The organism is Muriicola jejuensis (assembly GCF_010671595.1).
In the GTDB taxonomy this organism is placed as follows: Bacteria; Bacteroidota; Bacteroidia; order Flavobacteriales; family Flavobacteriaceae; genus Muriicola; species Muriicola jejuensis.
In genome coordinates this window covers 143,203-168,012 of the sequence record NZ_JAABOP010000003.1, presented here as the reverse complement: position 1 = coordinate 168,012, position 24,810 = coordinate 143,203, and the positions used below count along the sequence as shown (strand labels likewise).

The following is a 24,810-nucleotide window of genomic DNA, read 5'->3' as shown; positions in this document are numbered from 1 at the left end:
GACATTCTAAAAGTACCCAAAGACCCTTCCTCGGGAAAAACATTGTTGTCAAATGCCCGATTCTTGATGTGAAAGTCGGAATTGGCCAATGGCAAGGATTTTAAGATCTTCTTAAGAGTCGTGCTGCCATCAATTTTGGAGAGTGGGAAAGGCCATAAAAAAAGCACTTTCCGAAGAAAGTGCTTGTACACATAAACAAATTTGGAACTTCCTAATTAAACGCCTTTATCAATTCAGGTTCTGCTCTATGGTCATGCCCTTGAATTCACGCATGTGAAGTGACCTGGAATAGTCCAGTAGGAATTTGACCGTTTCTGGCCTGCTTGTGATCAGCCTGCATTGAGTTTCCGGGCTAGAGTAAATCTTTTCCATATGATCTCTTGTTACATCTAAATAACGACAGAGATACAGGATTGATGGATTTCCTCGACCTAGGGCCGATTAATTCGTTAAAACTATTTGATTTTTCTCGATGAGTTTCCTCAGATTGATGAGGGCGTATCGCATGCGTCCCAGGGCGGTATTGATACTGACCTCGGTGTTCTCTGCGATCTCATTGAAACTCATATTCTGATAGATCCTCATCTTCAGCACTTCCAACTGATCCTTGGGCAGCTGTTCTATAAGAACTTCCAGGTCCTGGTCTATCTGGTCCTTTATAAGTTGCCGCTCCGCATTGGGTTTGTCATCAGTGAGAACAGAAAATATATTGAATTCCTGGTTCCCCTGATATTTGGGCATGCGTTTGTTTCTGCGGAAATGATCGATGATCAGGTTATGGGCGATGCGCATGACCCAGGGCAGGAATTTCCCTTCCTCATTATAGGTACCCCGTTTAAAGGTACTGATGACCTTGATAAAGGTATCCTGGAAGATATCTTCGGTTACCGTCATATCCTTCACCTTGGAATAGATATAACTGCTAAGTCGTTGATTGTGTTTGTTGATCAGGAGCTCAATGGCTTTCTCATCACCATTGATATAATTTCGGATAAGTGTGGCGTCGTCAATCGTCGTGTGCATACAATTACTTTTTTTGGTTCAATTCAGGGGTCGCGGGGGTTATTCAGAACGCGACAAAAAATCTAAAACTTCAAAAAGTAATGTTGCGGTATAGGCGTATTTCTTGACGATTAACACTTCAAAGATAGAAAAAATATGAGTCTTGCATCCCTTGATGGTTTTTTTAACATTTTTGGGGACGGGCCCAAATGAGGCTGGTTATTGGTGTTTTCATATCGTATCTTTGCTGCTTTCCAGAAGAATATGAACACGCTTGCGGAGGTCAGTCCGAAGACCAATATCATCATTAAAGGAGCCAAACTCCACAACCTGAAAGACATTGACGTGGTGATTCCACGCAACCAGCTGGTGGTGATCACGGGCTTGTCGGGTTCAGGGAAATCGAGCCTTGCCTTCGACACCCTCTACGCCGAAGGACAAAGGCGCTATGTGGAAAGTCTCTCCTCCTACGCGCGTCAGTTCCTGGGAAAACTGGACAAGCCCAAGGTGGATCAGATCAAGGGGATTGCCCCCGCCATCGCCATTGAGCAAAAAGTAAATGCCACTAACCCCCGCTCTACCGTCGGGACCAGTACGGAGATTTACGACTACCTCAAACTGCTTTTCGCCAGGATCGGAAGGACATTTTCTCCTATTTCAGGTGAAGAGGTAAAAAAGCACACGGTAACCGATGTAGTATCTTTTGTAAAAGGGTTCGAAGAGGACACAAAACTCCTCCTGCTGGCGCCTATTACCATCCCCGAGAACCGGGATAAGAAAAAAACGCTCCAACTCCTCTCTCTCCAGGGCTATGCGAGAGTGAAATACGGTGGGGAAGTACACCGGATCGACGAGGACCTGCATCAGGCTGTAGGGGACCAGTTGTACCTGGTGGTCGACAGGATCGTGAAGAAAGAGGACGAGGACTTTTATAACCGACTGGCCAATGCGGTTGATTCCGCCTTCTTCGAAGGAAAGGGTACCTGTATCATTGAGGAGATTGCCACAGGGGAACAAACCACCTTCAGCAATATTTTCGAGCTAGACGGCATGGGCTTTCTGGAGCCCAACGTACACCTGTTCAGCTTCAACAATCCTTACGGGGCCTGTCCTAAATGCGAGGGATACGGGGATGTCATCGGCATCGATGAGGACCTTGTGATCCCTAATACCTCCCTCTCAATATACGAGAATGCGGTTTTCCCCTGGAGGGGTGAAAGTATGAGCTGGTACAGGGATCAACTCGTCAACGCCGCCTACAAATTCGACTTTCCCATCCACAAACCCTGGTACCAGCTATCAGAGGATCAGAAGAACCTGGTCTGGGAGGGAAATAGCCATTTTATCGGGATCCACAAATTCTTTCAGCAGCTGGAGGATAAGAGTTACAAAATTCAGAACCGCGTCATGTTGTCGAGGTACCGCGGTAAGACCCGATGTTCCCTTTGCAAGGGGAAACGCCTCAGGAAGGAAGCAGATTACGTAAAGATCAATGGCATGTCCATTTCCGATCTCGTAGAGCAACCTATCACCTCTCTGATCCGCTTTTTCGGGGATCTTACCATCACGGATCACGAAAAGGCGATCGCAAGTCGATTGTTGAAGGAGATCAATACCAGGCTTGGGTTCCTGGAAAAGGTCGGGCTGGGTTATCTCACCCTGAACAGGAAATCGAATACCCTTTCAGGAGGGGAAAGTCAGCGTATCAACCTCGCCACCTCCCTGGGCAGCAGCCTGGTGGGATCCATGTATATACTGGATGAACCCAGTATTGGGCTTCATCCAAGGGATACAGAAAACCTGATCAGTGTGCTCAAATCTCTGAGGGATCTCGGAAATACGGTCATTGTTGTAGAACACGACGAGGACATCATGAAGGCTGCAGATCGGATTATCGACATAGGGCCCATGGCGGGAACGTTCGGTGGGGAGGTCGTGGCCAGCGGAACCTACGATGAGATCCTGGCAGCCGAAACCCTCACGGCGGCCTATCTTAATGGAAAGGAAAAAATAGAAGTGCCCGAAAAACGCAGGCGAAGCCCAAATTTTATCAAGGTATTAGGTGCCAGAGAGCACAACTTAAAGAACATTGATGTTACCTTCCCCCTCAACATGCTGACGGTGGTTACGGGTGTGTCAGGAAGTGGCAAGAGCACCCTGGTGAGGAAGATCCTATATCCAGCCCTTCTGAAGGAATTAGGGGGCTATGGCGACAAGGCCGGGCAGCATACCGGCATCGAAGGAAAATACAGGGACATCAAAAGCATTGAATTCGTGGACCAGAATCCCATCGGGCGGTCCTCAAGGTCTAACCCCGTCACCTATATCAAGGCCTATGACGATATCAGAAGTCTGTTCGCCTCCCAGAAACTCAGCAAATTAAGGGGTTACCAGGCCAAGCATTTTTCCTTTAACGTAGAAGGGGGCCGGTGCGAAAAATGCAAAGGCGAAGGTGAGATCACCGTTGAGATGCAGTTCATGGCCGATGTGCATTTGGAATGCGATACCTGCCAGGGCAAACGCTTCAAGAAAGATGTGCTGGAAGTGCGATTCGAAGGCATGAACATAGACGATGTACTGAATATGACCATCGACAACGCCCTGGAATTCTTTAAAAGACACAAACAAAATAAGGTAATAGCGAAACTCAAACCCCTTCAGGATGTGGGATTGGGTTATGTAACCCTGGGGCAATCTTCATCTACTTTATCCGGAGGGGAAGCTCAGCGCATCAAACTGGCCACGTTCTTAGTGAAAGGGGCGTCAAAGGACAAGGCCCTGTTCATTTTCGACGAACCTACCACAGGCCTGCATTTCCACGACATCAAAAAACTTTTGAATTCCTTTGAGGCCCTGCTGCAGGCAGGACATTCCGTACTGGTCATCGAACACAACCTCGATATGATCAAATGTGCCGATTACCTGATCGACCTGGGACCTGAAGGAGGGGAAAACGGAGGTTACCTCGTCTCCGAGGGTACCCCTGAAGAGGTCGTATCTGAAGGGAAAGGGCATACTGCCAGGTACCTCAAATCAAAGATCTGACCTCCCTTTAACACTCACCATTTATCCGTTTATTCATTGCCTGGCGCATCTAAGTTGCATAGACCTCGCTGCCCTGGTGATCTTTTAATGTTTATAACTATCTGTTTATCATTGTATTAAGTACGTCTCCTGATTTTTGGCACGCTGTTTGAATACTGAGTACATGAATGTAAATAGTTGCATTCAGAATTTAAATACTTGTGTCATGAAAAATCTTTTACTCATCTTAGGAGCTTTTGTACTGAGCAGCTCAGTAGAAGCCACAACGCTGGACAAGAACACGATGGTCAGCAGCGTGTTCGGGTATAACAATTCTGTCATCTTTGTAGAAAACGGAATTACATTTTCTGTATATCCGGATGGTGAGTTCGATTTTTACATCGACAACAGGGTAAATTTTGGAGCCAATATCAACTTCAGAAGGAGCAATATCACCTTCAACAGTGGATTTGATTACAGCCCCTTTGTACAGTACGACGATTACGGTGCGGTGATCCAGATAGAAAACGTGCCTGTCTATTACGACTACTACGGTCGTGTTTCACAGATCGGCGGGATCAATATCTGGTACAACAATGGCAGGCTGAGACGTGTTGGCGGACTCTACGTATACTATAACAACCGAGGGTTCTTCCACAGGTTCAACGGATTTGTGAATGTGTACAACAGACATTATATCTACAGCCCGTTCCACGATTACTTTGCCAGACCTGCCCTTGGATTCTGCCTGGTGTATAACAGGCCTTACAGAAGGTATTATGCCCCCATACGGTATACCTATTACGGGCCTTATATAAACAACAACAGGAGATTCTATGCCCAGGTGGGAAGGAGCTACCGATACAACTACAGACCGGAAAGGGAAAGAGTGTATCGAAATGACAGAAGGGTAGTTGCCCGTGATAACAGAGGACGAAGGGATAACGGATATACACGCGACAACGGTCAGTTCAGAAATTCCGGAAAAAGCGTAAGGTCTAATCAGGCCACACCTGTCTCGAGGACCAATACCCGGTCAGAAGGGTATCGCTCCAGCAGAAATACTGAAAAGGCCAGGGTTGGAGAGCGATCCGCAAACAGATCTACAGACTTTGCCAGAAATAATGAGAAGGCAAGAGTCAGTGAGAGGTCCAATGGCAGATCGACCGGTGTCACCAGAAGTGCGGCCCCTGCAGAGACAAAAAGGAGTACTTCCAGATCTTCTGATTACCGAAAAGACGGAAGGACTGTTTCGAGATCGGCGAACACCGGGAACGAAGTGCGAAACTCTCAGGGATCCAAGTCCTACAAGCGAAGTACTTCAGAGTCAAATCGCCCTAAAGTGATCAGCAGAACGCCGGTAACCCGAAAGGCGGTAAGTACGAGATCCGGTAAGGAAACAAAAGCAAGGTCCACTTCACGGACCGCTACAACCCGAAGCAAAAGGGTACAGTAAAGATAGTTTTTAGGTTGGTTAGTTGGTTAACCCCGCGGAGGATTCGTCCCCGCGGGGTTTTTCCATTCGAGTGCCGAGAAAAATGTCGTCCTAACTCTATCCTATTCTTTTGAAGTATCGGGACAGAAGCGCATACACATCCTCGGAGATCCTAAAGCGATAGAGTACCCCTACATATACCAAGGTGATCAGCAGGCTTTTCAGAGCGATATTGATCACGGGGTGAAATGGAAATTGCACGTACAAGAACAAAAGCACCACTCCGGCAAGGAGAAAAAATACCTTAAAGGTTTCCCTGCTGAATGGCTGTAATCCCAGTCTCGACCTTACATAAAGCAGCTTTAGCAGGTTATATAGAAAGACCGCCAGAAACGTAGCCAGGGCAGCCCCTGTGATCCCTGTGATTGGGATAAGCACCCAGTTGAGGATGATCGTAAGTACGGCCAATAGTACCCCGAGCCACAGAATGGCCCGGTAGTGGTCCGAATTGTACAGGATGGCATTGTTGTTCCCCAGGAGGGCGTCAAAAACCCTCGCCAGGCCAATAAGCAGTACGATGTAAAATCCTCCCCGGTAATTCTCCGGCAATAACAGGTAAAGGTCGCCCAGGTTCAGGAGGACAAGAATGAAAATCAGGCCAGAGACGATAAACAGGGTCAGGGAGCTCTTGCGATACAGCACGGCCAGTCCTGCATGGTCCTTATTGTTCAACAGGGAGGCGGTCATGGGATAGGTGATCTGGTGCATGGCCCTGGAAGGAACCGCGATAACTGTGGCGATAAAAACAGCCACCGTATAGTAGGCCACCTTCTCGATCTCTATGAACTGATTGATCATGAATTTGTCTACCTCCAGAAGAACCACGGCCGTGGAGCCACCCAGGATGATCAGCAGACTGTAGGTGAGGATGGATGAGAAATTAGAGGGAAACAGCAAGGACGGTTTCGGCATACGCAGGGAAAAGGCGTAGAATTTCATGATCAGGGTCCTTAGCAGGTATACCCCAACCAGGGCATGCATAAAGGTGATGACCGAAATATAGTTGAAGTGGACCGCAAAGAGGAGCAAAAAAATGACGAGTCGGCCAAAGATCTCCTTCATAAAATTCCCGAAGACCGACCTCATATGGATCCTGGACCAGGAATAGAATATTTCAAAATAGGCCATAGCCATGGCAATGAGGAATATATGCCACACATAGTCCTCCACGATAGCATTCTTTTGCCCGATAAATGAGCCAATCGCTTCGTTGGCGAGGTAACTGAAAAGACCCAAAGGAACGATAAAGGCCAGGGGCAGGAGCAGCATAAGAAAGAGGAAGCCGTCCTTCGACCTCTCGTCCGTGTAGGCAGAATAAAATTTGATCAGGGTATTGGGAACGCCCAGGGCCAGGAGAGGCATGAGAATGGCTGAGGTGGCCAGGATGACACCAACGAGGCCGTAATAGGTATCGGTGAGGAATCGCGCATACAGAAACAAGGTATTGACCGCCCCAATGGCGAAACCGATATAGGTTATGATCAGGTTACTGAAGGATTGTTTAAAGACTACGCCCATAGGACCTCCTCGGTTAGTTGCCTCGTTAGTGACTTTCGGCTGTATGGCTCTATGTCCGGGGAGGAAAGGACCAGTCTACCCTTCTGGAAATCCCCAAACCAATCCAAGACAGTCTTTTTCAGCTCTGCTTCCATTCCATAGGTAAACACCCTGCCCGAGCCCGTCTCTCTGACCAGCGTACCTGCCTCCCAGCCTTCAGGCCCAATGGCTAAAACAGGCCTTCCGGCGGCCATGTATTCAAAGAGCTTCCCGGGTATGATCCCCCTGGTATCTTCCGAGTTGATCTCGATCAGCAGCAGCACGCTTGCACTTTGCTGCATCATCACGGCTTTATTGTGTGGAAGATAGGGTAGGATTTCAAGGACCTCCTCCAAACCCTGTCCCTTGATCGCTTCCACGACCTCATCGCTAACGATGCCTGTCAACCTTATACGAAGGGCTTTCCGGAATTCCGGAATCTCACCTGCCAGTTCAGACAACACCTTCCATAGTACCCTTGGATTACGTTCTGACAGAAGGGAACCTATATGGGAAATGCTGAAGTAGGGATCCTTTTCAACAGAAAGTTCATTTCTTTTCTCAAACCCGTTGGTGATCACTTTTATGGGTTTACTGGTGAGTTTTCTAAATTCCTCAGCAGTGGTATTACTGGTAGTCAGGATCTGATCGGCCCCTGATAATACCCTTTTTTCCAAAAGAAGGTGTTTTTTCGCAGAAGCCCTCGTTAACTTCAGGGATTTGTGATAGCCTATGCTTGTCCAGGGATCCCGGAAATCGGCGATCCATCTTATGTTTTTCTTTTCCTTCAGGCCAAGACCGATAAGATGAAGGCTGTGAGGTGGCCCTGTAGTGATCACGGTACCGATGTCCTCCTTTTCCAGAATCTTTGTTAGATATTTCACAGAAGGGGTAACCCAGAATTTCCGAGCATCCGGGATAAACAGGTTTCCTCTGATCCACAAAAGCATCTTCTCCAGCAGTGAAGGACTGTCAGTCGGTACAATCCCGGAACTGATCCTGTTCGTTTTCTTCTTGGAAAGCCTGGAGGCCCATCCGTAAGGTTCCCATATCGGCCTCCGGTATATGGTAAGACCCTCCGGAACTTCCTCAGAAAGGCTTTGGTCTACTATGGGATAGTGCGGGTTATCAGGAATATAAAGGATGGGTTGAATCCCATACTCGGGTAGGTATTTGACAAAACTCAGCCATCGCTGTACTCCCGGCCCACCCGCCGGAGGCCAATAATACGTGACGATGAGCACTTTTTTCATTCCTGCTGATTCTTTCTCCTTCGCCTGAAAATCTCAAACAATCCGCCGCCTAGCAATACCAGGCCCAATAAGATGGATGCGGCCAGGCTGATCTTGCTGCCCTGGGCAATGACCTCAGGTTCAAAGGCAAAGACGATGCTATGCTGGCCGGCAGGGACCCTGATCGCCCTCAAACCGTAATTCACGCGGAAATAGGATGTTTTCTCACCGTCCACATAGGCATCCCAGCCTTTGGGATAATAGAGCTCGGAAAATACGAGGAGTCCATCGTGGTCGTTCCGGGTCCTGTAGGTAAGTCGGTTGGGCTTGTATTCCGTAAGACGTACTGACGAGGTGGAATCCACTGTAAAGCGAAATTGATTGATCAGGGGAAAATCAGACCGGTTGAAAACGGCCTCGCTTTTCAGATCAAGGCTGTCCAGGGCCATTATCTCCTCATCAGCAGACTCCTCAGGTAACAGCAGTTCCACGAACCAGGCATTGCCAAAAGCTTCCGGATTTACAGAAGCTACTTTTTGTCCTTCTTCATTTTGCTGAATGACGTATTTGACATTGAGCATATTGAGTACCTGGCGGTTGTTGCGGTAGATATGATAGTCGAACAAGTCCTGTATCACTGCCGGTTTTGCCGCGTGGTAACCGCCAATCGACTTGTGGAAATAGGAGGTCCTTGCCCCGTTCAGTCCTTCTCCAGTATCGTAGACGCGGTATACCGAAGTATCGGCCTGAATCTGTCTGTCGACATTCGTCAGCTGGAAGGGTTGGTTCATAATGCGCCTGGAGACAAAATCATCCGAATCCACATAGCGCAGCGCTACGCCAACCAGGTCAAAACAGATAAGAACGCCCATGAAAAGCAGGAAAAGATTTTTTTTCAATTTCCCTTTAACATAGAACCAAAGGACCCCGGCTGCCAGGATCACATAGACCATAGACCTGAGGGTATCATTGATGTATACAGCTTCCCGGTCTCTTTTGATCATGGCCAGTACTTCATCCCCGAAATAGCGCTGGTAAAGGGCATCATTGAGTCCATTGAAATCGAACATCCCCTTGATCAGGAAAATGACAACACCCAGTCCGGCGGTAATGAAAAAGGAGAGCTTCAGCGCCCTTATCTTCTCGGAATCCGTCCTATGAGTACCGAGCAAAGCCGCAAGCCCCATCACGCCCAGGACGGGAACGCATAATTCCAGGACTACCTGTATGGAAGAGACTGCGCGGAATTTGTTGTACAATGGAAAATAATCGATCATAAAATCCGTGAGTACCCCGAGGTTTTTGCCCCAGGACAGCATCAACGAAAGGATCACCCCTCCAAGCAACCACCATTTATTTCGTCCTTTGACCAGGAAAAGCCCAAGGATAAAGAGGAAGACGAGGATGGATCCTATATAGGCCGGGCCTGCCACTATGGGCTGAGAGCCCCAGTACAGTGGGAGTCCGCTTGCGAATTCAAGGGCCTGAGTGCGGGGAACTCCCTGTTCTACCAGAAAGGCATAGGCCTTGGAGCCCGTTCCGAGATCCTCGTTGTTCGAGCCTCCGAATAACCTCGGGACGAAGAGGTTCAGGGATTCCGAAAGGCCGTAACTGTATTCTGTTATATATTCCCGATCTAACCCTTTGGTAGCCTCTTTGGGGGAACCGTCCGGGTTTACCGTGAGTTGAGAAACACCCCTGGTACTCCAGTCGGCGTACTCCTTGGTTGCCAGCAGTGCCGTGGTGTTGATGGCTACCCCAATCAAGGCGGCTAAAATAAGGGTGCCGATTGATTTAAGGAAAGGCAGGTAGGTCCTTTGTCTGATCGCATCGACGAGCATCACCAGCCCGAGGACCATCACCAGAAGCAGGAAATAATAGGTCATCTGGTAGTGGTTGGCGTTGATCTCCAGGGCCGTGGCCAGGGCTGTGAGTACGAACCCCCAGAAATACTTCCCCCTGAAAGTGAGAAGGATGCCTCCCAGAACCATGGGCAGGTAAGCAATGGCGTGGGCCTTCGCATTGTGTCCCACTCCCAGAATGATGATGAGATAGGTTGAAAAACCAAAGGCCAGGGCCCCCAGTACGGCCAGTCGATAGTCTACCTTCATACAGCAGAGAAGGATATAAAAACCCAGGAAGTACAAGAAGAGATAATCAGCAGGTCTTGGAAGGAACCTAAGTATCCTGTCCAGTTTTTTGACGTAATTATGAGGGTAGTTGGCACCTAGCTGAAAGGTAGGCATGCCACCGAAAGCGGCGTTGGTCCAGTAGGGTTCTTCTTCGTTCTCCTGCCGGAAGTCGTTTTGCTCTTTGGCCATCCCGGTATACTGGATGATATCTGACTGGAGTATTACCTTTCCCTGTAGAACCGGATGGAAGTAAGCAAGGGCAACAACCACGAAAAAAGTGAGCGTAAAAAAATGGGTGAAAAAAGCTTTGGAGATTCCCCTCATAGAAAATGAAGTGCTTGTTTAGTCTATTTCCTCAAAATCTATATACTCCCCCACCTTATCCGGGGAATTTGGTTTTTGTTTTTTTTCAGGACCTCTGATCTCCCCATCCGACCCAGTAAAGCGGGCCTCTCCATTCTCACGGGCTTGTTCATATGCATGTCTGAATTGTTCTCCCGTCTTTTTCACTGCGTATCTGAAGAGCCAGGGGGCGAATAATCTCCCCAAAATACGCAAAAGGAAATAGACCCCGAGGATGATCAGCAGTGTCTTTAAAAAACCCATAATTTAAATTGTAATTATATCAAAAGTACAATTCCAGCGTTGTAATAGCAGTACAAATGTCATAAATCTTTGATAAAATAGCACCCGATGGATGCCGCCAGAAGAACCAACCCCCTACTCCGCTCTCTTATTTTCCTGAGTTTGGCCTTACCTGTTTTAGGCTTTTCCCAGTATACAGAAGTGATCAACTCTAACCGTCCGGGGCTTTCTGTAAGTGCCTATGCAGTAGGCAAAGGTGTATTTCAGATTGAGTCGGGATTCCTCTATGAACAAAGGGATCATTCCGACCTTTCTCAGGAATCTACCATCATGGGTGCAGAACTGGTCCTGCGATATGGTTTTTTCAAGGAAATGCTGGAGGTCACCTATGAAGGGACCTATGTACAACAGGATATCACCTTTACCGCTTTTGACCTGAATGAAAAGAGGAGCGATTTTTCGAGGAACCGCCTTGGGGTGAAGTATCTGCTCTACGATCCCTTTAAAAATCCGGAAAGGTCCAAACCCAACCTTTACAGCTGGAGGGCCAATAACAAGTTCCAGCTCAGGGACCTGGTACCTGCAGTTTCCGTGTATGCAGGGGCTACTTTTAACCTCGGTGACAATCCCTTCTATCCAGAAGACCCAATTGTAGCGCCCAGAGCTATGGTGGCAACTCAGAGCAGCCTTGGTGCCAGGCTGGTTTTGATCTCCAACCTGATCTACGACCGCATCGGAACGGATTACCCCGAAATGGAGTATCTGGTTTCCCTTTCTCATGCATTTAAGAATCCCAAATGGAGTGTCTTTGTAGAAAACCAGGGGATCAAGAGCGACCGGTATTCAGACATCCTCTTGCGGACAGGGGTAGCCCATTTGTTCAGCAAATCCTTTCAGGCCGACCTGAATGTAGGGGCCAGTTTTAAGAGTACCCCCAGCAGGATGTTCGGTTCTCTGGGCTTTTCGTATCGGTTCGACTTTCACCAGGACGAGATCATCTCCATAGACGACCAGAAAGCGGGGCAGAACGGGGCTTCCATCAAAAGAAACGCGTTCAAGGACGATTCCGACGCTGCCCTGCCGGGTATCTCCAAAAAGAAAATGCGAAAACTTCAGAGAAAGGCCAAAAAGAAGAAGAAAGACTGAAGCTGTCGCTTTCCCCTGAATCTAAATCCTCCTAAACTTAATCACTCTCGGGGTTTTTTCTGTGGCCAATTATTCCTATTATTGATCATGTAATTCCGGGTATATGATACATGTTGAACAGGCCGTCAATAAGTCTGATCTGAAGAAATTTGTCACTTTTCCCTTTTCCCTTTACAAGGACTCCCCTTATTGGGTACCCCCGTTGATTAAGGACGAAATGGAGACCTTCGATCCAAAGAAGAATCCGGTTTTTGAACACGCTGATGCCTGGTTTTACCTGGCCTATAAAGATGGAAAGATCGTAGGAAGGGTCGTCGCCATGATCAACTGGATCGAAGTCAATGAGCAAAAATTGAGGAAAATGCGCTTTGGCTGGTTCGATTTCATAGACGATACAGCTGTTTCAGAAGCCTTATTGGAGAAAGTAGCGGAATTGGGAAGAGAGCATAGGATGGAATATATGGAGGGACCTGTGGGATTCTCCAACATGGATAAGGTGGGGGTCCTCGTAGAGGGGTTCGATCATATCGGTACCATGATCACCTGGTACAATTACCCCTATTACCAGGCGCATTATGAGAGGCTGGGTTTTGTAAAGGAAAAAGGGTATGAAGAGAATAAGTTTCCGAGAAGCAACGTAGACCCTTCGCTTTTTGAGAGGGTACAACTACTAATCAAAAAGAGGTATGGCCTGCGGGAAATGAATTTCAAGAAGACTTCTGAGCTCATGCCCTGGGTAGACCAGATGTTCGACCTGTTTAACGACAGTTACGCCAAACTGGCCTCATTCGTTCCAATTACGCCCGTTCAAAAAGAATATTTCAAGAAAAAGTACATCGCTTTCATCAATCCGGAATACATCAAATTCATCCTGGATTCTTCGGACAGGATCATCGCCTTTGCCATCGTGATGCCTTCTTTTTCCGAAGCCTTGCAAAAAGCCCGGGGCAAGCTCTTCCCATTTGGATGGTACCATCTCCTTCAGGCAAAAAAGCACAACAAGGATGTCATTTTTTACCTTATTGGTATACATCCGGAATATCAGAACAAAGGGGTTACCTCCGTCATTTTCAATGAGTATCACGAGACCTTTGAGGAAAAGCAGATCGAGACCTGTTACCGAACACCTGAGCTGGAAGACAATTTCGCGATCAAACAGATCTGGAAACATTTCAGCCCTGAGGTCTATAAAAAAAGAAGGACCTATAAAAAGGCCCTTTAATTATTATTTACGCGGTATTTTTTCCGACTTATTCACCCATGGCGGCGGCAACGGCAGCTGACAATCGTTTGTAAGTGCCATTTTCCAGTCTTTCACGTATCGATGAGAAAGCGTCGAGAGTGATGGAAATGTCTTCCATGGTATGCGTAGCCGTAGGGATCATCCTTAGCAGGATCAAACCTTTAGGAATAACCGGATAGACCACAATAGAACAGAAGATACCGTAATTCTCCCGCAAGTCCTTTACAAGGGCCATGGCCTCAGGGATACTTCCGTTCAGGTATACCGGTGTAACACAGCTGGACGTGGTCCCTATATCAAAGCCTCTTTCCTTAAGACCTTCCTGCAAAGCCGTAACATTCTCCCAGAGCTTGGCCTTTAATTCGGGCATGGTCCTGAGCATCTCGAGCCTTTTAAGGGCTCCTTTTACATAGATCATCGGGAGGGACTTGGCGAACATCTGCGACCTGAGGTTGTATTTCAGGTAATCGATGATCTCCTGATCAGCCGCGAGGAATGCCCCAATCCCGGCAAGGGACTTGGCAAAAGTGGCGAAATACACGTCTATATCATCCTGAATTCCCTGCTCCTCTCCTGCTCCGGCACCGGTCTTTCCAAGTGTCCCGAAACCGTGGGCATCGTCTACCAGCAGCCTGAATTTGAATTTCTTCTTGAGTGCGGCTATTTCCTTGAGCTTGCCCTGTTCTCCCCTCATTCCGAAAACACCTTCGGAGATCACGAGGATACCGCCCCCAGTCTGTTCTGCCATCTTGGTGGCCCTTTCCAGGTTCTTTTCAAGGCTTTCAATATCATTGTGCTTAAAGGTAAACCGCTTACCCATATGCAACCTGACCCCGTCTATGATACAGGCATGGGAATCCACGTCATAGACGATGATATCGTCCTTAGACACAAGGGCATCTATGGCAGACATGATCCCCTGATACCCGAAATTAAGCAGGTAGGCTGCCTCCTTTTTAACGAATGAAGCCAACTCTTTTTCGAGTTGTTCGTGATGAACGGTATGCCCGCTCATCATCCGGGCCCCCATAGGATAGGCGGCGCCGTATTCAAGGGCGGCCTCGCCGTCCACTTTTTTAATCTCCGGCAGGTTGGCCAGCCCCAGGTAATCATTAATGCTCCAGGTAATGACCTCCTTGCCCTGAAATTTCATCCGGTTAGAAATCGGACCTTCTAATTTTGGAAAAACGAAATACCCTTCAGCCTGTGAGGCCCATCGTCCCAGAGGGCCCTTATTCTCTAAAATCCTGTCAAATAAATCTCTCATCTAACCCTGTTTGGTTTCTGCAAAACTATGGATTTTTGACCACGATTCATAACTTTATTTATGGGAACAAAAAAGGCAGCGGAATGGGTTCCGCTGCCTTTCAAAATCTATTCCTGTGATCTATTTTATAACCTCTACCTTCTTTTGTTCCTGTTCCTTCACTCCTTCCATAAATCCCTGAGCTTCCATCCATTTGTCACTGTACACCTTGCTCATATAACGGGATCCGTGATCCGGGAAAACCACCACCACTTTACTTTCACTATCGAACTCCCCGAGGTCGCTGAGCTGTTTTACGGCTTGCATGACGGCTCCTGAGGTGTATCCGGCAAAGATCCCTTCTTTTTTGGCGATCTCACGTGCCGTGTGGGCGCTATCCCTGTCAGTTACCTTGATAAAGGTGTCAATGATTTCGAAATCGGTGGCCTCCGGGATAAGGTTCTTTCCTAATCCTTCAATTCTGTAGGGGTAGATCTCATTCTTGTCTACCTTGCCGGTTTCGTGGTATTTTTTCAGAACGGACCCATAGGCATCTACTCCGATCACCCGTATCTTCGGGTTCATTTCTTTCAGATAGCGAGCGGTTCCTGAAATAGTTCCCCCAGTTCCGCTGCACGCTACAAAATGAGTGATCTGACCACTGGTCTGTTCCCAGATCTCAGGGCCTGTAGTTCGGTAATGGGCTTCAATATTCAGTTCGTTAAAGTACTGATTGATGTAGATCGAATTCTCGGTTTCTTGGTGCAGCCTTTTGGCCACTTCGTAATAAGACCTGGGATCATCGGCACTTACGTGAGCCGGGCAAACATACACCTGTGCTCCCATGCAACGAAGCATATCTATCTTATCCTGTGATGATTTGGAACTCACCGCCAGGATACATTTATACCCTTTTACGATGGCGACCATGGCAAGGCTAAAACCGGTATTCCCTGAAGTGGTCTCTATGATAGTACTTCCTTCCTTTAAAATACCCTTGCGTTCCGCTTCCTCTATGATAAAGGCAGCGATACGATCCTTGGCGGAGTGACCGGGATTAAAGAATTCCATTTTTGCATAGAAATCCCCTTCCAGTTCTCGGGTGATATGGTTGAGTTTTACCAGAGGAGTGTTTCCAATAAGATCTAGGATGGAATTACAGGCGTGAATCTTTTTTTCCATAAGATTGGTTCATGAGTCCCCGATCAAGATCGAAAACCCATGGGCAAAATTACTATTTTTTTTTAATTAACGCGTAATTCCCTCCAAATCTAACAGGAAAGCGTATTCCTTCGCAGTCTCCTTAAGAGCCTCAAATCGGCCGGATGCACCCCCATGCCCGGCCTCCAAATTGGTGTCCAGGAAGAGCAGGTTGTCGTCCGTTTTGAGTTCCCTGAGCTTAGCTACCCATTTGGCAGGCTCCCAATATTGCACCTGAGAATCATGCAGGCCGGTAGACACATACATATTCGGGTAGGCCTGTGCCTTTACGTTGTCGTAGGGAGAATAAGAGAGCATGTACTCATAGTAGACGGGGTCATTCGGATTTCCCCATTCGTCGTATTCGCCTGTGGTAAGCGGGATGGAATCGTCCAGCATGGTCGTCACCACATCTACGAAAGGAACGGCCGCGATCACCCCATGGTAGAGTTCCGGTGCCATATTGACTACCGCACCCATAAGCAGCCCTCCGGCAGACCCACCCCAGGCATAAAGGTGATCCGCACTGGTGTATTTCTCCTGGATCAGGAATTTGGAACAGTCAATAAAGTCGGTAAATGTGTTCTTTTTATTCAGCAGCTTGCCATCCTCGTACCATGGCCTCCCCAGGTACTCTCCTCCCCTCACATGGGCAATGGCATAGATAAAACCACGGTCGAGAAGGCTGAGTCGCGTACTGGAAAAAGAGGGGTCGATGGTACTGCCATACGAACCATAGGCGTACTGTAGCAAGGGGGAAGTTCCATTCAGGGGAGTGTCTTTATGATATACCAGAGAGATAGGCACCTTTGCCCCATCCCTCGCTGTGGCCCAGACCCTATCTGATCTGTAATTCTCCTCCATAAATTTTCCTCCAAGTACTTCTTCCTGCTTCAGCACCGTCTTTTCACCGGTGCCCATATCAAAATCGATGATGGAATAAGGGGATGTCATCGAAATATAGATATACCTAAGCAGTTTGGTGTCATAATCGAGATTTACGTAGGGAAAAGCCACGTAGGTCTCATTGTCGAAGGGCAAGTAATAGGAATCCTTGCCGTCCCATCGTGTCACCTTTATCTTGTTCAGTCCGTTGTCTCGTTCTGAGACCACCAGGAAGTCCTTAAAAATTTCAATATCCTCCAGGAGGACGTCTTCCCTGTGAGGGAGGTAATCCACCCAATGCTCAGAGGTCGTGGCATCTTTGGAGGTCTTCATCAATTTGAAATTAGTTGCCCCGTCCTTGTTGGTAAGGATGTAGAAGTCGGGCCCAAAATGATAAATTGAGTATTCCAGACCTCTGGTCCTGGGAGAAAAAACCTTGAAGTCGCCCCTTGGATCATCTGCATCCAGGATGCGGTATTCAGAGGTCAGTGTGCTGTTCGACCCGATGATGATATAGTCTTCCGACTTCGACTTATAAACATAGGTACTAAAGGTTTCATCCTGTTCGTGATAGACCAGTTCATCTTCCTCCGAAGGGGTTCCCAGGACATGCTTGTAGATCTTGTCAGAACGCAGGGTCACCGGGTCCTTTTTGGAGTAAAAAAACGTTTTGTTATCCTTGGCCCAGACCGAGCCCCCTGTGGTATTTTCGATCCTGTCTGCGTATACCTCTCCGGTTTCCAGATTCTTCACCCTGATGATGTACTGCCTCCTGGAAACGGTATCTGTGCCGAATGCGGCCAATTTGTTGTCCGGGCTCACAGAAATACCGCTTAGCCTGAAATACTCGTGCCCCTCGGCGAGTTCATTAACATTGAACATTATTTCCTCCGGCGCTTCTAAACTCCCTTCCTTCCTGGAATAGATAGGGTATTCCTTTCCGGTCTCATATCGGGTTATATACCAGTAGCCGTTTCGCTTGTATGGGACGGAGGTATCATCTTCCTTGATCCTGGACCTCATTTCCTTGAAAAGGGAATCCTGAAGGACCTGTGTATGGGCTGTTTTAGCCTGGTAATACTCGTTTTCCTGCTCCAGGAACCGGATCACCTCGGGATCTTCGCGATCATTCATCCAGTAGTAGTTGTCCACCCTTGCATCGCCGTGGATCTCGAGTTTTTTGGGCACTTTCTTAGCAACTGGTGGTGAGATGTTCGCCATTTCGTCCTTCTGATTCTGACAAGAAAAGGCAAAAATAAGGCTAATTAGGGGAATGATGTTTTTTTTCGACCAATACATAGATGTTCTTTAAAATCCGGGCAAATTAGTAAATTTGAGGTATTAAACAAGAAAGAATGTTCGGAGATATAATGGGAATGATGGGTAAACTCAAGGAGACCCGTGCCAAGGTAGAAGAAACCAAAAAACGTCTGGACACGGTCCTGCTCGATGAAAAAGCAGCTGACGGTTCTGTATCTGTCACCATCACGGCAAACCGGGAGATCAAGAGTATCTCACTGGAAGACCACCTTTTGAAGGATAAGGAGCAACTGGAAGACTACCTGGTCATCACGCTCAACAAGGCCATCGCAAAAGCCACAGGAGTGCAAGAAACAGAACTTGCTGCTGTAGCTAAAGAAGGTATGCCCAACATCCCGGGTATGGATTCCCTTTTCAAATAATCCCAAAGAACGCGTTCATGATCCGGATCCAAAAAGACAAAGACAATCAATACAGTTTCGTGGTCACGGCCAAGAGTGGAAATTCGCTTCTCCAAAGCATTCCCTTCGCATCCCGCAAGGATTTAGACGCTACGGTGAAAGAACTGCGGCCACTGGTCAAAAGAACATCCGTCTTTGAAAGGCAGACCAGTCACAGTGGAAAATTTCACTTCGCCCTGAAAAACAAGGAAGGTTCGGTAATCGCTATGAGTAAGCCCTATTCGTCTGAAGCGGGGATGGAGAATGGGATCACAAACCTGCGTAATAGGATTTCTTCCCTTGACCCCTCAGAGATCCCTTAGAGATCTGAGTATTTTGAGGGTGTGTTGATGCATGTCCCCGGTGTAATCCATATGGGTCACCATGCGAAGTTTGCCCTGCCCCATCCCGATGATCCTGATCTGCTTGTCCGTAAGTGCCTGGTGAAAAAGCTCACTGCTGCATTTCGTCTCGTCTACCTCAAAGATGATGATATTGGTCTCAATGGGTTCCACCTTTTTAACATACGGCAATTCCCTTAGCACATCCCCCAATTCCCTGGCTTTGATATGGTCCTCCTCCAGTCGGTCGAGGTGGTGGTCCAGGGCATAGATTCCTGCAGCAGCCAGATATCCAGCCTGGCGCATCCCTCCGCCCAGTACCTTGCGGACCCTCAAGGCCTTATCCATGAATTTCTTCTTGCCTACCAGGACAGAGCCCACGGGGCATCCCAATCCTTTACTGAGGCAAACACTGATGGTATCGAACAGGGCTCCGTATGAACGGGCTTCCTCCCCTTTGGCGACCAGGGCGTTCCAGAGCCTGGCGCCATCCAGGTGATATCCGAGATGGTGCCGGTCACAGACCTGCCTGATAGCCTTTAGTTCCTCAAAATCCCAGCATGCTCCTCCCCCTTTATTAGTGGTGTTCTCAATGCAGACCAGGGAGGTAAGCGGACTGTGGTAGAAGTCCGGCGGGTTCACTGCAGCCTCCACCTGGGAGGCCTTCATCAATCCCCTGTGACCGTCTACCAGTTTGCAGGAAACGCCACTATTGAAGCTCACCCCTCCCCCTTCGTAATTGTACACATGGGCATATTTGTCGCATATAAGCTGGTCTCCGGGATTCGTATGGATCTTGATGGCGGTCTGGTTGGCCATGGTACCACTGGGAAAGAACAGGGCTGAATCCATCCCAAAGAGTTCTGCCACCTTTTCTTCCAGTGCGTTGACCGAAGGATCTTCCTTGAAAACGTCGTCTCCCACTTTGGCAGACATCATGGCCTTGAGCATTCCCGGGGTCGGTCTCGTTACCGTATCGCTGATAAGGTTGATTTGCATATTTTCTCTTTCTAGAATTGGGTGCAGGCCATCCCAATAGGCGAGCCATCGGGGATCTGAGGGGATGCGATCACTTCAAAGTCGTCCCTCTCCTTATTGAATTCATCGATACGTCTGACCATCTCTCTCCTGTCTGGGTCCCCGGATTCTACCAGCCATGCCCTGAGTTGGTTCAGAGAGGCACCCGCGACCGCATTGACCTGCGGGTGTACGTCTTTATAAGCGGCCAGGTTCATGATATGCATGAGCACGCGGTAGTTCACGGATTTTTGCACCGCGGCGAGATAGGGATCCTTATGCGACCTTTTCACCGTACTACTGACGAGTTGTTCCAGCAATTCCTCCAGACCCAACTGCTTTTCATCCAGACCCTTTTGCTGTATGAGACGGGATGCCCTTTCCGGATGCAGGAGAAGGGACAATGTCATGTCTGCGGCGGTCTCGGCAGCAGAAAGGGCATCAAAAGAAACGCCCGTTTTACTTTTGAACGATTCGCGAGTCCGCTCATACCCTATAGCCCTCGGAGGGAAAAGGGACAATTTTGAAGGGGGAATACTTATGACGGAGGCATCCAGGGTCTGCAATATACTTTTGACGGCCTTTTTTTGTTCTGGAGCAGGCACAGTACTCACAACCTGCTGCCCGTCTCCTTTTACAGCATAGTTGTAATCCAGGCCGCCCACAGTCTTGGTAGCCGCTTCGGTTTGATAGCGATGAAAGAAATAAAGAGGCACGAAGACGTCCTCCAGCAGGGTATTGGATTCTCCTGTCCGGATATTGTCCATAGAAAAGTTTTCCATTGCTCTAGCCCGCACCTCCAACAACCGATCCAGTTCATCGCTGGCATTCTTTCCGCTATCCCACAAATGGCCCAGCACATGGGCGCTTCCCATGGGACGGGCATCCTGGTCCGAAATATACCTGAGCCCCTGCTGATGGGAACGTTCCAGGATGGTTCTCAGACCCTCTTTCTCTGAAATGCCTTCCGGAAAGTCGGTGTAGGAATAGGCTACAGTCACCTTGTCCCATTCGCCTATGCCCGTATCGTAGGCCTGGGAAAAATCGATTTGCCCATTTTCGAGTCGGATATAAGGATGGGGGTAATCCATTACGGAGGCCCGGTCATTCGTACTGGCCGCAAAGTTATGGGCAAACCCGAGGGTATGCCCTATCTCATGGGCAGACAATTGCCGGATGCGGGCCAGGGCTAGGTCGAGCATGGCCTGGTCGTTGTCATCTCTTTCAGCGTACGGTTTATTGCTCAGGGCCTGGGCGATCATGAAATCCTGACGGATCCGTAGACTCCCCAGGCTTACGTGCCCCTTGATGATCTCCCCGGTCCTGGGGTCCGTAATACTACTGCCATAACTCCAGCCTCTTGTGGACCTATGCACCCATTGAATGACATTGTACCGCACATCCAGGGGATCGGCATCATCCGGAAGTATTTTAAGCTGGAAGGCATCCTTGTACCCAATGGCCTCAAAAGCCTGATTCCACCACTTTCCTCCGTCTAGCAGGGCGCTGCGGACGGGTTCTGGCGTCCCATTGTCGAGGTAGTAGATAATGGGTTCCACAGCCTCACTCACCGCAGCATTCGGATCCTTTTTTTCCAGCCTGTGCCTCGTGATAAACCTCTTCACCAGAGATTGTTCCACGGGGGTGGCATAATCGTAATAGGAAAATGGATAGGAGCCCGACCTCGGATCGAATTCCCGTTTCTTATAGCCCGAATCCGGAAGCTCTATAAAGGAATGGTGTTGAGATACGGTAACCAGTTCCGGGTTCGGGGTCACCGAACGTATATAATTCCCTGTGGGTTCTCCTTTGAAGGTCAGCATCAAATCAAATTCCACATTTTTCGGAAAGGCCCTGGTGCGATCCAGATCGAAGGCGCTTTTAGTTTTGTCCAGACTGTAATTTCCCTGCTTGTTGCGTTTGAGCCGGTCGCTCACTCCATGGGCATCCTGCATCAGGAAATCGGTGAGATCTATAAAATAAGAACCGTTGACCTCCTCTTCAATCTTAAAGCCAAAAAGGATGGATTTGGCAAAGGCCTGCTCCACTGATTTCTTTTCCAGGGCGTTGTCTGTAAGGGCCCGGTATTTCAGGTTGGGTTGTATGAGCAGCAATTTATTACCCGCTTTTTTAAAATATACAACCTGTTCATTTCCAAGCTGTCCCCTGTCTAATCCTATATCATTACTTCCAATACCACTACTAAGGGAATAAACATACAGAAATTCTTCGTTGAGGTTCTTTACCTCGAGATATACCTTGTCACTGGACGCATCGTAATAAAAGGGAAAGAACCCCTCGTATTTCTTAAAATCCCCAAGTTTATCCGAAAGCTGACCGAAGCCTGATACAAAGGCTAGTAAGGCCAAAAGGCATAGTGTTTTTTTCATCTTCAAAGTTTAAGGGCTAAATTTAAAACAATTAGGAGGAAACCTGCTCATCGACCGCAAAAAACCTCCGAATGCCTCAAAAACGCTTTTTATTCCGTTGCCAAAAATGCAAAAATCGCCTCCAATTATTGTGGGATTCCAGTTTCGAATTCCCTTAATTTCTGTTATATTCCCCCCAACACTAATGAATGATCCATGGCTTCACAGGAAAATACGATATTCTCATCTTACCAAAGGGATCCGTCCCTCTTTGACGAGCTCTACGACGATAAAGGTGAGGTAAAAAGAATCTACAAAACCCTGTTCAACTTATACGGGGCACATTCCATTGAAGACTATATGCGGTTGAACGAGAAAGCCAAATCCTCCTTTTTCAACCAGGGGATCACTTTTCAGGTCTACGGCGACAAGGATACACAGGAGAAGATCTTTCCTTTCGACCTGTTCCCGAGGATCATCGACCCGGAAGAATGGGAGGTGATAGAGAAAGGAGCTATACAGCGCAGTCGCGCCCTCAACCTGTTCCTTTGGGACATCTACCACGAGAAAAAGATCCTGAAACAAGGCATCGTCCCCCTCGAACTGATCAGTTCTTCGGAAAATTATCTGCACCAGATGATGGATGTGGATCCCCCGGGCGGGATCTACAATCATATCTCGGGTACGGATATCATCAAACACAAGGATGGGAAGTACTATGTGCTGGAGGACAACATCCGGTGTCCATCGGGTGTGAGCTATGTCATCAGTAATCGAACAGCTCTCAAACGCGCCTTGTTCGGGGTATTTAACCATTACGAGGCCCATACGGTGACCAATTATGCGGAAAACCTGCTGGACCTGCTGGAGACCGTAAAGCCAAAAGGGGTGGATAGCCCGAATACGGTGGTGATCACCCCGGGAATGTACAATTCGGCCTTTTACGAGCATTCCTATCTCGCCAAGACCATGGGGGTAGAACTGGTGGAAGGCAGGGACCTTTACGTGGAGAATGATTTTGTCTATATGCGGACCATCAAAGGGCCTGAGAAGGTGGATATCATCTACCGGAGGATAGACGATCAGTTTATGGATCCTCTAGAATTCAGGGCCGATTCTGCACTGGGGGTACCCGGACTTTTCACGGCCTACAAAAAAGGGAATGTCACCCTGGCCAATGCTCCCGGAACGGGGGTGGCAGATGATAAGGCGGTCTATACTTATATGCCGGAAATCATCAAATATTATCTCGATGAAACCCCTATCCTTAATAATGTACATACCTATCACTGCAGCAGGCCCGAAGAACTGGCTTATGTCATGGATCACATCCCGGAACTGGTGGTCAAGCCCGTTGATGAAGCCGGGGGTTACGGCATTTCTATCGGGAATAAACTCACCAAGGAAGAAATTGAGACCGTTAAGAAACAGATCAAATCAAATCCCAGGAAATATGTGGCCCAACCCATAATGTCCCTTTCGGTCCACCCCACCTACATTGATGAGACGAATTCCTTTGAACAAAGGCACGTAGACCTCAGGACCTTCACCATCCTGGGCAAGGAAAGGGAATTCGTGCTGAAAGGAGGGCTCACCCGCGTGGCACTCAGGAGGGGTAATCTCGTAGTAAATTCCTCCCAGGGAGGAGGCTCAAAAGACACCTGGGTACTAAAACAATGAATATATGCTAGCAAGAGTAGCGAATAACCTCTTCTGGATGGGGCGTTATATCGAACGTTCAGAACACATCGCGAGGTACATGCACGTGAATTATTTCTCTTCCCTCGATGCTCCCCATGAGATCTCGAGATCAAGGCCCTTTGTGCTGAATTCCATGCTGAGGATGGCAGGACAACCTCCCGGGCAGGACGAAGAGGAGCTCACTGAAGAGAAGGTGCTTTTCAAGCTCGCACTCGACCCGTCCAATCCGTTTTCCATCATCAGCAACGTCCGCTACACAAGGGAAAATGCGAACAGTGCGCGCGACCTGATCTCCACGGAACTCTATGAATCCATTAACAAGTTCTACCATTTTGTACTGAAATACCCCGCAGACCACTACATTAAAAAAGGTCTCTACGATTTTTCCGTCAATATCATAGAAATGTCATCCATCCTCAGGGGCAGGATCCGGAGTACCCTGCTTCACGATGAGGTCTATGCCATCATCCTGCTCGGGGTAAATCTGGAACGGGCCAACCAGCTGATCCGGATGATCGACGCCAAATATCAGGATGCAAAGGAAGCCAGGGCAAGTTACGGAGATACCTTTTCGAAGAGCTTTGAATGGACCACCCTCCTCAAATGCATGGAATCCTACGATATGATGAGAAGGCATTACAAAAAAACACCGACCAGCCTCACTACCCTTGAATTCCTGATCCTCAACCCGAACTGCCCCAGATCCCTGATGAACTGCCTGAACCAGATTTACATGCACATACGGGTACTCGACAACTCATTTCGTTACAACAAGAATTCAACGGCCTTTTTGGTGGGCAGGGTCCGTTCTGAATACCAGTATAAGTACATCGAGGAGATCGAAGGGAATATACAGCAGTTTATAGACGGGATGTTGAGGAATTTAGCCGATATTGGCACCAAAATGGAAAATGAATTCTTCCACTATTAGATTCCGCCATTGACGGCACCCGCAC

Annotated in this window: 19 protein-coding genes; 8 read left to right on the top strand and 11 right to left on the bottom strand. The window is 48.2% G+C overall.

The window, feature by feature from the left end; all coding sequences use genetic code 11:
• Positions 1 to 228 precede the first annotated feature (228 nt).
• Positions 229 to 372, bottom strand: coding sequence for a hypothetical protein (locus tag GWK09_RS14970; protein ID WP_204260439.1), 144 nt, complete (start codon positions 370 to 372; stop codon positions 229 to 231).
• Positions 373 to 441: 69 nt separating this feature from the next.
• Positions 442 to 1,023, bottom strand: a complete 582-nt coding sequence (locus tag GWK09_RS11620; protein ID WP_163693615.1) for a sigma-70 family RNA polymerase sigma factor — start codon at positions 1,021 to 1,023, stop codon at positions 442 to 444.
• 243 nt (positions 1,024 to 1,266) lie between these two features.
• On the opposite strand from GWK09_RS11620, the gene uvrA reads away from it, so the two are divergent.
• Positions 1,267 to 4,047: an excinuclease ABC subunit UvrA gene (gene uvrA / locus GWK09_RS11615; RefSeq protein ID WP_163693614.1), complete on the top strand. Its 2,781-nt coding sequence runs from the start codon at positions 1,267 to 1,269 to the stop codon at positions 4,045 to 4,047.
• 205 nt (positions 4,048 to 4,252) lie between these two features.
• Positions 4,253 to 5,482, top strand: a complete 1,230-nt coding sequence (locus tag GWK09_RS11610) for a hypothetical protein (protein WP_163693613.1) — start codon at positions 4,253 to 4,255, stop codon at positions 5,480 to 5,482.
• Positions 5,483 to 5,578: 96 nt separating this feature from the next.
• On the opposite strand, the gene GWK09_RS11605 is transcribed toward GWK09_RS11610, so the two are convergent.
• From GWK09_RS11605 to GWK09_RS11590, 4 genes are read right to left on the bottom strand one after another with little or no spacing between them, the layout of a single operon-like run.
• Positions 5,579 to 7,039 (bottom strand): oligosaccharide flippase family protein, encoded by a 1,461-nt coding sequence (locus GWK09_RS11605; protein ID WP_163693612.1) that lies wholly within the window; start codon positions 7,037 to 7,039, stop codon positions 5,579 to 5,581.
• Positions 7,030 to 8,310 (bottom strand): glycosyltransferase family 4 protein, encoded by a 1,281-nt coding sequence (locus GWK09_RS11600; RefSeq protein WP_163693610.1) that lies wholly within the window; start codon positions 8,308 to 8,310, stop codon positions 7,030 to 7,032. The genes GWK09_RS11605 and GWK09_RS11600 overlap by 10 nt, the downstream gene beginning before the upstream one ends.
• Positions 8,307 to 10,745 (bottom strand): YfhO family protein, encoded by a 2,439-nt coding sequence (locus GWK09_RS11595; protein ID WP_163693608.1) that lies wholly within the window; start codon positions 10,743 to 10,745, stop codon positions 8,307 to 8,309. Before GWK09_RS11595 ends, GWK09_RS11600 begins: the two co-directional genes overlap by 4 nt.
• An 18-nt stretch (positions 10,746 to 10,763) precedes the next feature.
• On the bottom strand, positions 10,764 to 11,027 hold the full coding sequence (locus tag GWK09_RS11590) for a DUF4834 family protein (protein WP_163693606.1): 264 nt from the start codon (positions 11,025 to 11,027) through the stop codon (positions 10,764 to 10,766).
• A gap of 87 nt (positions 11,028 to 11,114) precedes the next feature.
• On the opposite strand from GWK09_RS11590, the gene GWK09_RS11585 reads away from it, so the two are divergent.
• Positions 11,115 to 12,152, top strand: a complete 1,038-nt coding sequence (locus GWK09_RS11585; RefSeq protein WP_163693604.1) for a transporter — start codon at positions 11,115 to 11,117, stop codon at positions 12,150 to 12,152.
• Positions 12,153 to 12,255: 103 nt separating this feature from the next.
• Positions 12,256 to 13,374, top strand: a complete 1,119-nt coding sequence (locus GWK09_RS11580) for a GTP cyclohydrolase (RefSeq protein ID WP_163693596.1) — start codon at positions 12,256 to 12,258, stop codon at positions 13,372 to 13,374.
• Between the two features lie 28 nt (positions 13,375 to 13,402).
• Here GWK09_RS11580 and GWK09_RS11575 read toward each other — a convergent pair whose 3' ends face one another.
• The 3 genes from GWK09_RS11575 to GWK09_RS11565 all read right to left on the bottom strand — a co-directional run bounded on the left by GWK09_RS11575 (position 13,403) and on the right by GWK09_RS11565 (position 17,947).
• Positions 13,403 to 14,662: an aminotransferase class I/II-fold pyridoxal phosphate-dependent enzyme gene (locus GWK09_RS11575; protein WP_163693594.1), complete on the bottom strand. Its 1,260-nt coding sequence runs from the start codon at positions 14,660 to 14,662 to the stop codon at positions 13,403 to 13,405.
• Positions 14,663 to 14,782: 120 nt separating this feature from the next.
• Positions 14,783 to 15,823 (bottom strand): PLP-dependent cysteine synthase family protein, encoded by a 1,041-nt coding sequence (locus tag GWK09_RS11570; RefSeq protein WP_163693592.1) that lies wholly within the window; start codon positions 15,821 to 15,823, stop codon positions 14,783 to 14,785.
• A gap of 66 nt (positions 15,824 to 15,889) precedes the next feature.
• Positions 15,890 to 17,947 (bottom strand): S9 family peptidase, encoded by a 2,058-nt coding sequence (locus GWK09_RS11565; protein WP_239530919.1) that lies wholly within the window; start codon positions 17,945 to 17,947, stop codon positions 15,890 to 15,892.
• Between the two features lie 134 nt (positions 17,948 to 18,081).
• On the opposite strand from GWK09_RS11565, the gene GWK09_RS11560 reads away from it, so the two are divergent.
• Complete coding sequence (locus GWK09_RS11560) at positions 18,082 to 18,408, top strand: YbaB/EbfC family nucleoid-associated protein (protein ID WP_163693587.1); 327 nt, start codon at positions 18,082 to 18,084, stop codon at positions 18,406 to 18,408.
• Between the two features lie 17 nt (positions 18,409 to 18,425).
• Positions 18,426 to 18,749: a YegP family protein gene (locus GWK09_RS11555; RefSeq protein WP_163693586.1), complete on the top strand. Its 324-nt coding sequence runs from the start codon at positions 18,426 to 18,428 to the stop codon at positions 18,747 to 18,749.
• Here GWK09_RS11555 and GWK09_RS11550 read toward each other — a convergent pair.
• Together GWK09_RS11550 and GWK09_RS11545 are read right to left on the bottom strand one after the other, a co-directional pair.
• Positions 18,735 to 19,766, bottom strand: coding sequence for a threonine aldolase family protein (locus tag GWK09_RS11550; RefSeq protein ID WP_163693584.1), 1,032 nt, complete (start codon positions 19,764 to 19,766; stop codon positions 18,735 to 18,737). The two genes, GWK09_RS11555 and GWK09_RS11550, sit on opposite strands and share 15 nt — an antisense overlap.
• 11 nt (positions 19,767 to 19,777) lie before the next feature.
• A complete protein-coding gene (locus GWK09_RS11545; protein ID WP_163693583.1) occupies positions 19,778 to 22,174 on the bottom strand; it encodes a zinc-dependent metalloprotease in 2,397 nt (798 codons plus the stop codon).
• Positions 22,175 to 22,369: 195 nt separating this feature from the next.
• Between GWK09_RS11545 and GWK09_RS11540 the strand changes: the two genes are divergently transcribed.
• A complete protein-coding gene (locus GWK09_RS11540; protein WP_163693581.1) occupies positions 22,370 to 23,833 on the top strand; it encodes a circularly permuted type 2 ATP-grasp protein in 1,464 nt (487 codons plus the stop codon).
• 4 nt (positions 23,834 to 23,837) lie between these two features.
• Entirely contained in the window at positions 23,838 to 24,785 is a 948-nt protein-coding gene (locus GWK09_RS11535; protein WP_163693579.1) for an alpha-E domain-containing protein, read from the top strand.
• Positions 24,786 to 24,810: the final 25 nt, after the last annotated feature.